The 11,199-nt window shown below is 62.7% G+C and carries 11 protein-coding genes; 8 read left to right on the top strand and 3 right to left on the bottom strand.

Annotated elements, in window-relative coordinates:
• Both EOA36_RS14545 and EOA36_RS14550 read right to left on the bottom strand, forming a co-directional pair.
• Positions 1-748, bottom strand: a 748-nt coding sequence (locus EOA36_RS14545) for an FAD-binding oxidoreductase (RefSeq protein WP_145969173.1), incomplete at its 3' end; no start/stop codon positions are given.
• A gap of 17 nt (positions 749-765) precedes the next feature.
• Positions 766-1,434, bottom strand: a complete 669-nt coding sequence (locus EOA36_RS14550; protein ID WP_127278234.1) for a haloacid dehalogenase type II — start codon at positions 1,432-1,434, stop codon at positions 766-768.
• Between the two features lie 320 nt (positions 1,435-1,754).
• Here EOA36_RS14550 and EOA36_RS14555 point away from each other — a divergent pair, with 320 nt between their 5' ends.
• The 7 genes from EOA36_RS14555 to EOA36_RS14585 all read left to right on the top strand — a co-directional run bounded on the left by EOA36_RS14555 (position 1,755) and on the right by EOA36_RS14585 (position 10,155).
• Entirely contained in the window at positions 1,755-2,594 is an 840-nt protein-coding gene (locus EOA36_RS14555) for a GNAT family N-acetyltransferase (RefSeq protein WP_127278235.1), read from the top strand.
• 15 nt (positions 2,595-2,609) lie between these two features.
• On the top strand, positions 2,610-3,983 hold the full coding sequence (locus EOA36_RS14560) for an aspartate aminotransferase family protein (RefSeq protein WP_127278236.1): 1,374 nt from the start codon (positions 2,610-2,612) through the stop codon (positions 3,981-3,983).
• Between the two features lie 238 nt (positions 3,984-4,221).
• Positions 4,222-4,944 carry an HAD-IA family hydrolase gene (locus EOA36_RS14565; RefSeq protein WP_127278237.1) on the top strand — a complete coding sequence of 241 codons (723 nt, stop codon included), beginning with the start codon at positions 4,222-4,224 and terminating at the stop codon, positions 4,942-4,944.
• A gap of 63 nt (positions 4,945-5,007) precedes the next feature.
• Complete coding sequence (locus tag EOA36_RS14570) at positions 5,008-6,618, top strand: ABC transporter substrate-binding protein (protein ID WP_127278238.1); 1,611 nt, start codon at positions 5,008-5,010, stop codon at positions 6,616-6,618.
• A gap of 86 nt (positions 6,619-6,704) precedes the next feature.
• Complete coding sequence (locus EOA36_RS14575; protein WP_127278239.1) at positions 6,705-7,655, top strand: ABC transporter permease; 951 nt, start codon at positions 6,705-6,707, stop codon at positions 7,653-7,655.
• The gene (locus tag EOA36_RS14580) at positions 7,652-8,503 is read left to right on the top strand and encodes an ABC transporter permease (protein ID WP_127278240.1); all 852 of its coding nucleotides are present in this window, start codon (positions 7,652-7,654) and stop codon (positions 8,501-8,503) included. Before EOA36_RS14575 ends, EOA36_RS14580 begins: the two co-directional genes overlap by 4 nt.
• A complete protein-coding gene (locus EOA36_RS14585) occupies positions 8,500-10,155 on the top strand; it encodes an ABC transporter ATP-binding protein (protein ID WP_127278241.1) in 1,656 nt (551 codons plus the stop codon). Before EOA36_RS14580 ends, EOA36_RS14585 begins: the two co-directional genes overlap by 4 nt.
• A gap of 34 nt (positions 10,156-10,189) precedes the next feature.
• Here the strand turns inward: EOA36_RS14585 and EOA36_RS14590 are convergent, their stop codons facing one another.
• Positions 10,190-10,666 (bottom strand): Lrp/AsnC family transcriptional regulator, encoded by a 477-nt coding sequence (locus EOA36_RS14590; RefSeq protein WP_127278242.1) that lies wholly within the window; start codon positions 10,664-10,666, stop codon positions 10,190-10,192.
• A gap of 224 nt (positions 10,667-10,890) precedes the next feature.
• On the opposite strand from EOA36_RS14590, the gene EOA36_RS14595 reads away from it, so the two are divergent.
• Positions 10,891-11,199 (top strand): FAD-binding oxidoreductase (locus tag EOA36_RS14595; RefSeq protein WP_145969174.1); only part of this gene is annotated, 309 nt, incomplete at its 3' end.

Raw genomic sequence — 11,199 nt, forward strand, 5'->3', positions numbered from 1 at the left:
AGATGAGCCTGCGGCGGAAATAGCCGAAATTCGGTGTCGTGTAGGCGCCTGTCGCCACCAGCACATTGTCGGCGCTGATCTTGCCGCGGGACGTTGTCAGCTCATGCCTGGTGCCGGCTTGCCTGCGGTCCGTCACCCGGGTGTTCTCGTGGATGACGGCGCCGTGGCGGGCGGCGGCGGTGGCAAGGCCCGCCACATAGCGGCCCATATGCATCATGGCGCTCTTCTTCGACAGCATCGCGCCATGGAAAAGCGAGCCGATCTCCGATTTGAGATCGGCCGCTGACAGCAGCGCCGTATCCGGATCCACCTCGGCATGGATGGCTTCGAAGTTGCGGGCGATCGAATCAAAATGCTGCGGCTTGGAGGCTAGCTTCAGCTTGCCGGAGCGGCGGAAGTTGCAATCGATGCCTTCTTCGGCGACCAGCGCCTCGATGGTGTCGACGGAATCGTCCAGCGCCCGGTAGATCGCGATCGCGCGTTCCTTTCCGAGTTCCGCCTTGGCCGAGAGGTAGCTGTGGGCAAGTCCGTTGTTTAGATGTCCGCCATTGCGCCCGGATGCACCCCAGCCCACGCGTTCCGCTTCCAGCACCACCACCTTGGCGCCGGCCTTCGCCAATTGGCGGGCGGCGGCGAGACCGGTGAAGCCGCCGCCGATGATGGCGGCATCGTAGTGCCCCTCGACCGGGCCTTGCGCCGCGCCGGCAAAGACGGGGGCAGTGTCGTGCCAGTAGGAGACCAGCTTCATCGGCAATCCGCCTGTTTTTAGAGACCGACCACGCCTGGAAGACCCGAAATATCCGATATTTCGACATAGCCGTAATAGGGGTTGGCTGGTTCGTGGCCGCGGTTGACCCAGACCTTGTTCTTGATACCGAGATCGTGCGCCGACATCAGGTCGTAGCGGAACGAGGACGAGCAGTGAAGGATATCGTCCGGGCCGCAGCCCAACATGTCGAGCATGTACTCGAAGGCCTTGAAGCGGGGCTTGTAGGCCTGCGCCTGCTCGGCCGTATAGACAGCATGGAAGGGCGCGCCGAGCTTCTCGACATTGGAAATGATCTGCGCGTTCATGGCGTTGGAGAGGATAACCAGCGGAATTTCCTTGGCAACCTCCGCCAGGCCCGCCGGAACATCTGCATGCGGTCCCCAGGTCGGGACACGCTCGTAGACCATTTTGGCGTCGTCGGGGTTGAACGCGACACCGTTGCGCTTGCAGGCGCGGTCGAGCGCATTGTAAACGACCTCGGCATAAGGCTTCCAGTCACCCAGGATCTCGTCGAGCCGATAGGCCGCGAAGTCCTTGATGAACGCCTGCATGGGTGGTTCGTCGAGCCTGCTGCCGTAGAGATCGCGCGCCGCTTCCGCCATCTGGAAAAAGGTCAACGTGCCATAGCAGTCGAAGGTGATGTATTTGGGCCTGAAAGAAGCCATGTCCGTCGATCTCCGGTGGAAGCACATCCGCGTTGGGGTGTATTCATCATCATAGGACGGCAGGCGACGAGCCACCTGACCGAAATAGCCTTCCCGAAAGCAGAAAGTTCCGTATCCGGCCGCTGGTTTGGCATGCTGTAGCATCCTGATGGCCAACAGGCGTGCTTCTTCGACCTCAAACGCGTCCGCCGCGGACGGCGCCAGCACAAGATGCGGCGCACCACTCGCCCTACGGCGAAAGATACCGCCGAAACCGGTGCCTTCAGACGATCTGCGGCGCGCCGATGGTCAAGACTTATGGACAGACGGAAGGATGCCTCATGCAGCAGGACCAGATCGAAATCCATGCGTTTGGACCGGACCATATCGAGGGCGCTGTGGCGCTTTCGCGTCAAGAAAATTGGCCGCATCGCCCGCAGGACTGGCAGATGGCGCTAGAGCTCTCGAGCGGCGTGGTTGCGCTTGGCGGCCATGGTCAGGTCACCGGAACCATCCTGGTGACGCCCTATGGGGCTGATTGCGCCATGATCAACATGGTGATCGTCGACAGGACTATGCGGGGCAAGGGGCTCGGGCGCCGACTGATGAACGAGGCCCTCGGGCTTGCCGAGGACCGTCCGTTGCGGCTTGTGGCGACGCGGGACGGCATGCCCCTCTATGAGAAGCTGGGCTTCGTGCCCTCTGGCACGATCCAGCAACATCAGGGCCAGGTAGCGGCGCTTAGCGCTCCCGACGAAGTGGAGGCCGCGGCCACCGTCGACCTGTCGGAAATCAAGGCGATGGACCGCGAGGCCTACGGCGCGGATCGTGAAGCTCTGATCGATGCGCTGGCCGAGCGCGGTCAATTCGCGGTCATCCGCCGCAACGGCGTCATCGAGGCCTATGCCGCGATCCGCCCATTCGGACGCGGCGAGGTGATCGGCCCGGTCATCGCTGGAAGTGTCGAGGATGCCAAGGCCCTGGTCGCCTTCTTGGCCGCATCGCGTGCCGGTGCCTTCCTGCGCGTGGATACCGACAGCAGGACCGGCATCGCCAATTGGCTCACGGGAATCGGCCTCGTCCATGTCGGCGGCGGCGTGACCATGGACCGCCCGTCCAACAGGGGTGCGGTACAGGCCCGGCCAAAAGTTTACGCACTCGCCAACCAAGCGCTCGGCTAAAGCCGGAGGATAAGAATGCTCGCCAATTCCCTGATCGAACTCGACCGCGCCCATCTCATTCATCCGGTCTCCTCCTATCGCGGCCATGAAGCGCTCGGCGTGCGCGTGCTGAAATCGGCGAAGGGTGCGACCGTGACCGATGTGTCCGGCAAGCAACTCGTCGACGGTTTCGCTGGATTATGGTGTGTCAACGCAGGCTACGGCCATGACAGCATTGTCGAGGCCGCGGCCCGGCAGATGCGCGAGCTTCCCTACGCCACCGCCTATTTCGATCTGGGCTCGGAGCCGGCCATCCGGCTTGCTTCGGAACTGGCGGAGCGCGCGCCCGGAGATCTCAATCACGTCTATTTCACGCTCGGCGGATCGGACGCTGTAGACAGCACGATCCGTTTCGTCCGCTACTACTGGAACGCCAAGGGCGAGCCGCAGCGCGACCAGTTCATTTCGATCGAGCAGGGCTATCACGGGTCGTCGGTGGTTGGCGCCGGCCTGACCGCGCTGCCCGCCTTTCACGCCGGTTTCGGCATTCCCTTCGAATGGCAGCACAAGATTCCCTCGCCCTATCCCTACCGCAACCCGGTTGGCGAAGATGGCAGCACGATCATCGCCGCCTCGCTTGCCGCGCTGAAGACCAAGGTCGAGGCGATCGGGCCGGAGCGGGTCGCCGCCTTCTACGCCGAGCCGATCCAGGGCTCGGGCGGCGTCATCGTCCCGCCGAAAGGCTGGATCAAGGCGATACAGGAACTCTGCCGGTCGTACGGCATCCTTTTCATCGCCGACGAGGTAATCACCGGATTCGGCCGCACAGGCCCCCTGTTCGCCTGTACCGAGGAGGACATCGTTCCCGACTTCATGACGACGGCGAAGGGTCTGACCTCGGGCTACGTTCCGATGGGCGCCGTGTTTATGGCCGATCATGTCTACGACGTCATCGCCGATGGCGCCGGCAATTCGGCGGTCGGCCATGGCTACACCTATTCCGCCCATCCCGTCAGCGCCGCCGTCGCGCTCGAAGTGTTGAAGCTCTATGAGAACGGCCTGCTGGAGAACGGCATCAAGGCCGGCGCCCGCCTGATGGCGGGATTAGCGGAACTGGGCGATCATCCGCTGGTCGGCGACGTGCGCGGTCGCGGCATGCTTGCGGCGGTCGAACTGGTGACCGACAAGCAGAAGAAGACACCGCTTCCCGCCTCGGCGATGCCGGCGCGGCGGGTCTTCGACAGGGCGTGGGACAACGGCCTGATCATCCGTGCCTTTGCGCATGGGGTTCTGGGCTACGCACCGCCGCTCTGCTGCACGGACAGCGATATCGATGCGATCATCGAGCGCACGCGCCGAACGCTCGACCAAACGCTGGCCGATCCAGATGTCCGCCAGGCCATGGCATGAAAGGCGGCGATTTCTTCGCATCTCGAAATATCGCCGGGGCGGACGATTTCGCAATTTTGTGCCGCAGTCCCGCGCCTTTTCGGCGAATCCAGCGCGGGGGAAGTGCCAGACTACAGTTAAGACAAGGCCAGAAAGCCCAGATTTGCGGGCACTCAAAACAGGCCCACGCCCGGGACAGCACGGAATTTTGTTGTGTTCAGCACATGTATTTCGGCCGCGCAAAAAAGGAGAGCCAGTTTTGGCCAGGGGCTTTAGCCAATTCAAATACATGACCTTCGACGTGGTCGGCACGCTGATCGACTTCGAAGGTGGCATAACGGCCTGCCTGGCTGGCATTGCCGCCGAGTCCGGTGTTTCGATCGATGGCGAAGAGGCGTTGGCGCTTTACCGGCAGGCCCGCTATATGCCCGATGCAGGCCTGTTTCCCGACGATCTCGTGCGTGTCTACAGGGTCATCGCGCCGCAGCTCGACCTGCCGGTCGAGGAAAAATACGGCATCCGTCTGCGGGATTCTGCCAGCGTCTGGCAAGGCTTTCCCGATAGCGCTGCGGCATTGGCCGACCTTGCGAAATCGCACAAGCTGATCGCGATGACCAATGCCCGGCGCTGGGCGCTCGATTATTTCGAAAAGCAGCTCGGATTGCCCTTTTTCGCCGCTTTCACGGCCGACGACACCGGCACGGAGAAACCGGACCCGGCCTTCTTCCAGAAGGTGTTCGATTTCGTGGCCTCGCTCGGCGACGGCAGGGACGACATCCTGCACGTCGCGCAAAGCCAGTACCACGACATCGGCATATCCCGGGCGCTTGGCATGACCAATTGCTGGATCGAACGCCGGCACGCCCAGAAGGGCTATGGCGGCACGATCGAGCCCGAGCGCTTTACTAAGCCGGACTACCACTTCACCTCGATGGCAGCCCTGGCGGCGGCCGTGCGGGAAAGCCTGAAGGAACGAACCTGAGCCATGCCGGAAAGCGCGCGCCAAGACGAGCATCCGGACGAAACCAACAGAAAGGGGAATGACATGACCGACAAGATCACCAACTGGACCTGCGCAGACGATGCCATGGTCGAAAGCGCCATCCGGCGAGGCGCCAGCCGCCGAGAACTTCTCAAGATGCTGCTGGCCGGCGGCGCCGCGGTTGCCGCGGGCAGCGTGGTGCTTGGCCGCGCGACACAGGCCGTCGCCGCCGCGCCTGTCTCCGGCGGAACTTTCAAGGCGGCCGGCTGGTCGTCCTCGACAGCCGACACGCTCGATCCGGCGAAGGCATCTCTCTCGACCGACTATGTCCGCTGTTGCTCGCTCTATAACCGCCTGACCTTCCTCGACAAGGATGGCGCCACGCAAATGGAGCTGGCCGAAAGCTTCGACACCAAGGACGCCAAGACCTGGACCGTCAAGCTGCGCAAGGGCGTGACCTTCCACGACGGCAAGGACCTCACGGCCGACGACGTGGTCTTCTCGATGAAGCGCCATCTCGATCCGGCGGTCGGCTCCAAGGTCGCCAAGATCGCCGCGCAGATGACCGGCTTCAAAGCGGTCGACAAGTCCACCGTGGAAATCACGTTGGCCGATCCGAATGCCGACCTTCCGACGATCCTGGCGCTGCATCACTTCATGATCGTCGCGAATGGCACCACGGATTTCTCAAAGGGCAACGGCACCGGGGCCTTCGTGCTGCAAACGTTCGAGCCTGGCGTACGTTCGGTGGTCACCAAGAACAAGAATTACTGGAAGTCGGGCAAGCCCTATCTCGACTCCTTCGAGTTCATCGCCATCAGCGACGACAGCGCCCGCGTCAACGCCCTGCTCTCCGGCGACATCAACTTTGCCGCTTCCATCAATCCGCGCGCGATGAAGCTCATTGGAGGCCAGCAGGGTTTCGAATTATCGAAGACGACCTCGGGCAACTACACCGACCTCAACATCCGGCTCGACATGGACCCGGGCAACAAGGCCGATTTCGTGGCCGGCATGAAGTATCTCGTCAACCGCGAACAGATCGTCAAATCGGCATTGCGCGGCCTCGGCGAAATCGGCAACGACCAGCCCGTCTCGCCGGCGAACATCTTCCACAATGCCGACCTCAAGCCGAAGGCTTTCGACCCGGACAAGGCAAAGTTCCACTTCCAGAAGTCTGGCCTGCTCGGCCAGTCCATCCCGGTGATCGCTTCCGACGCAGCGACCTCGTCAATCGACATGGCTGTGATCATCCAGGCGGCCGGCGCCGATATCGGGATGAAGCTCGATGTCCAGCGCGTGCCTTCCGACGGGTACTGGGACAACTACTGGCTCAAGGCGCCGATCCATTTCGGCAACATCAATCCGCGCCCGACGCCGGACATCCTGTTCTCGCTCCTCTACGCTTCGAGCGCGCCGTGGAACGAAAGCCAGTACAAGTCCGAGAAGTTCGACAAGCTCCTTGTCGAGGCGCGCGGCTCGCTCGACCAAACCAAGCGCAAGGAAATCTACGGCCAGATGCAGACCATGGTCTCCGAAGAGGCCGGCACCATCATCCCGGCTTACATTTCAAACGTCGACGCCCTCTCCAGCAAGGTGAAGGGTTTGGAGGCGAACCCGCTTGGTGGCATGATGGGCTACGCAATGGCGGAATATCTCTGGCTCGAAGCCTGAGAGGCGCCTGCCGGGGACGGTCGGCCGGCCCCGGCACTGCATTGCGCAAGATTGTTCGACCGAATGCAACCGCAGGGAGCGCTTCCATGAAGTCTGGGGTTTTCAACCTCGTGCTGAAGCGGCTGGCGGTCGCGGTCGTCACTCTGCTGATCGTCCTGTTCGCCGTGTTTTTCGCCACTAGCATGCTGCCTGGCGACACCGCGTCGATTCTGCTCGGCCAGGCGGCTACGCCCGAGGCGGTCGCTGGCCTGCGCGAGGCCATGCATCTCAACGATCCGGCGATCCTGCGCTTCCTGCTCTGGCTTTTCGGCCTGCTGCATGGCGACCTCGGCACCTCCTATGCCAACGAGATGCCGGTCGCGAAGCTGATCGGCGGGCGCTTCGTCAACACGATGGAGCTTGCCGGCATCACCACGCTGCTCTCGGTGCCGCTGGCCCTGACGCTCGGCATCACCGCCGCGATGCTGCGAGGCTCTATTTACGACCGCACCGTTACCATCCTTTCGATCGGCGTCATCTCCGTGCCGGAATTCATGGTCGCGACGCTGGCGGTGCTGCTGTTCGCCGTTTATCTCAAATGGCTGCCGGCCCTGTCCTCGGTCAACGAGGCGCATTCGCTGACCGACCTCGTGCGCATCTATGCGATGCCTGTGATTACCCTCACCTTCGTCATCTCCGCACAGATGATCCGCATGACCCGCGCCGCGGTGATGGAAACGCTCTCCACGCCCTATGTCGAGATGGCGCTTCTCAAGGGCGCATCGCGCAGCCGCATGGTGCTGAAGCACGCGCTGCCCAACGCCCTCGGCCCCATCGTCAATGCGATCGCGCTCTCGCTGTCCTACTTGGTCGGCGGCGTCATCATCGTCGAGACCATCTTCAACTATCCCGGCATCGCCAAGCTGATGGTCGACGCGGTCGCAACCCGCGACCTGCCTCTGATCCAGAGTTGCGCGATGATCTTCTGCCTTGGCTATCTGCTGCTCATCACCGCCGCCGACATCGTCGCCATCATGTCCAACCCGAGACTCAGATGATGGTGGCGCGCGTGGCAGCTTCCCAACGGTCGTTCCTGGGCCGCAGCTACAACCTCGTGGGCGTCGTCGCCGCGCTGGTCATCCTGGCGTGGACGCTGATCGCCATCTTCGCGCCCTACATCATCCCCCATTCGATCGGCGACATCGTCGACGACGACTATTTCGGGCCGATGCGCCAGGGGCTGTGGCTCGGCTCGGACTATCTGGGGCGCGACATGCTCTCGCGGGTGCTGATGGGCGCGCGCTATACCGTCGGCATATCGCTCGCCGCCGTCTCCATCGCCTGCTTTTCGGGCGTCGTGCTCGGCATGATCGCGGCCGTCACCGGTGGCTGGTTTGACGCCTGCCTCAGCCGCTTCCTGGATGCGATGAACTCCATCCCCAGCAAGCTGTTCGGCCTCGTGGTCGTCGCCGCGGTCGGCTCGTCGATCCCGGTGCTGATCCTGACGCTCGCCGTCATCTACATCCCGGGCGCATACCGCTTCGCGCGGGCGCTCGCGGTCAACATCAACACGATGGACTTCATGACCGTCGCCCGCGTGCGAGGCGAGAGCACCATCTATCTCATAGGCTCCGAGATCCTTCCCAACATCATCCGCCCGGTGTTGGCCGACTTCGGCTTGCGCTTCGTCTTCATCGTGCTCTTGCTCTCCGGCCTATCCTTCCTCGGGCTTGGGCTGCAGCCGCCGCTCGCCGACTGGGGCGCGCTGGTGCGCGAGAATATCGGCGGCCTGCCTTTCGCGGCTCCCGCCGTCATCGTGCCCTCGCTGGCGATCGCCAGCCTCACCATCAGCGTCAACCTGCTGATCGACAATTTGCCGAAGAAGATCAGGGACAGGGACGCATGACCAATCTCGTCGAGGTCAGGAACCTAAAGATTGAGGCGACGACCGATGCCGGGCGGATTGTCGAAATCATCAAGGGCGTCAGCCTCGATATAGCCGACGGCGAGATCGTCGCCCTGATCGGTGAGAGCGGCTCCGGCAAGACGACAGTGGCGCTCTCGCTCATGGGGCATGCACGGCCAGGCTGCCGGATCACCGGCGGCGAGATCAACGTGAACGGCAAGAACATGGCGGCGCTTTCCGAAAAGGAGCGCGCCAAACTACGCGGCACCGACATCGCCTATGTTCCGCAAAGTGCCGCCGCGTCCTTCAACCCCTCGTCCACGATCATGGAGCAGGTGATCGAGGTCACGCGCATCCACAAATTGATGCCGCCCGAGCAGGCACGCAAGCGTGCCGTCGAGCTGTTCAGGGCCTTATCGCTGCCGGACCCCGAAGGGATCGGCGCCCGTTATCCGCACCAGGTTTCGGGCGGACAACTGCAGCGGCTGGCCGCGGCCATGGCGCTCATCGGGGACCCCAAGCTGATGATCTTCGACGAGCCGACGACGGCGCTCGACGTCACCACGCAGATCGACGTGCTGAAGGCCTTCAAGTCGGTGATGAAGGCGGGCGGGATCGCAGGCGTTTATGTGTCCCACGACCTCGCTGTCGTCGCCCAGATCGCCGACAGCATCGTGGTGCTTAAGGGCGGCGAAGTGCAGGAGACCGGCACCACAGCTCAAATCCTTTCATCCGCCAAGCACCCTTACACGCGCGAGCTGCTGGCAGCGTTTGAACCGAAGCCGCGGCAGGCGCATGCGGACGCGGATGCCACGGCCAACCAGTTGCTGCGCATCGACAATGTTACCGCCGGCTACGGGGCGGTTCGGAATGACGGACTGCCCCTCATCCGAGCTGTCGATTCCGTCAGCCTGGTCGTGGAGAAGGGGCGCAATCTCGGCATCATCGGCGAATCCGGCTGCGGAAAATCGACGCTGGCGCGGGTGATCGCCGGCATCCATCCGGCGGCCGCCGGAGAGATCGTCTTCAACGGCGAGGAATTGCAGCGCGCGGCGGGCAAACGCAGCCAGGACCAGCTGCGCGAGATGCAGATCGTGTTCCAGTACGCCGATACCGCGCTCAATCCGGCCAAGCCGGTGGAAGACATCATCGCCCGGCCGCTGGCCTTCTATCATGGCCTCGACAGGCAGACGCGGTCGAAGCGCGTCGACGAACTGCTCGACATGGTGCGCCTGCCCAAGACGCTGCGCTACCGCCATCCATCCGAACTCTCCGGCGGCCAGAAGCAACGCGTCAACTTCGCGCGCGCGCTGGCGGCCGACCCCAAGCTGATCATCTGCGATGAAATCACCTCGGCGCTCGATACGGTGGTGGCGGCCGCGGTGATCGAGCTGCTCAAGGAGCTGCAGCGCGAGCTGGGGCTCTCCTACATCTTCATCAGCCATGACCTTTCGGTCGTCGAGGCCATCTGCGACGAGATCATGGTCATGTACAATGGCGAGCGGGTGGAGCAGATCACGCCCGACAAAGTCAAGTCAGCCACCCACCCCTATTCCAAGCTGCTGTTCTCCTCGGTGCCGAAGCTCGACCCGACATGGCTCGACGGCCTCGTCCGCGACCCCGAACTCGTCAGCCAGTACGGCCACCGTTGACGAGGCGGTAAGGCCTCACCTCGGAAACAGGGCCTCACCTCGGAAACAAACTGGGCAGCGGCATGTGCGCCTTGACGATGGGGGACTTCAGCACAACGAAGCTGAAATACTTGTCGATGCCGATATCCATGTCGGTGAGGCGCTCCATGATCGACTGATACTCGCCGATGCCGGAGGTGACGAATTTCATCAGATAGTCGTAGCCGCCCGAGACCAGATGGCATTCGATGACCTGCTCGATCTTCTCGACGACGGCGAGAAAGCGGGCGAAGTCGACCTGGCGATGGTTCTTCAAGGTGATTTCGGTGAAGACTGTCAGCGTCTGGCCGAGCTTGCCGATATTGACCTGCGCCGAATAGCCCTCGATGTAGCCCTCCGACTGCAGTCGCTTGACCCGCATCAGGCAAGGGCTCGGCGACAGATGCACCAGCTCGGCCAGTTCCACATTGGTGATACGGCCGTTCTTCTGCAGTTCGTGAAGAATCTTGATATCGATCCGATCCAGTTTCACGATTTGCCTCCGGGGGAACAGTACCGCAGCACAAAATGCTGCCTTGCTGGTGACCGTCGAGACTACCACAGCCCGCTGGCCTGTCCATCCGAGGGATAGCGCTTTGAAACGCAGGGACTCGCGATTTCAATGCGGCTGTCGGAATAAAATTCTGCTTCGACTGCAACTGCAGCAGCGGCTGCCTGCGCGACGCGGTAGACTGGCGCTTCGAGGCAGAGAGAACCATGCGCGCGCCGCTGCAGCAAATCGAAACGTCCGGCAAACTGCCGCAATCGGCAGATGTGGTGGTGATCGGCGCCGGCATCGTCGGTGTCTTCGCCGCCTACTATATGGCTCGTCGCGGCCTGAAGGTCGCACTCGTCGAAAAGGGACGAATCGGCGCCGAGCAGTCCAGCAGAAACTGGGGATGGTGCCGCCAGCAAAACCGCGACGCCCGCGAGCTGCCGATGGCAACAAGAAGCCTCGACCTGTGGGACAGTTTTGCGGCGGAGACCGGCGAAGACACCGGCTTTCGCCGTTGCGGACTGCTCTAT

It is taken from the genome of Mesorhizobium sp. M8A.F.Ca.ET.021.01.1.1, from assembly GCF_003998025.1.
In the GTDB taxonomy this organism is placed as follows: domain Bacteria; phylum Pseudomonadota; class Alphaproteobacteria; order Rhizobiales; family Rhizobiaceae; genus Mesorhizobium.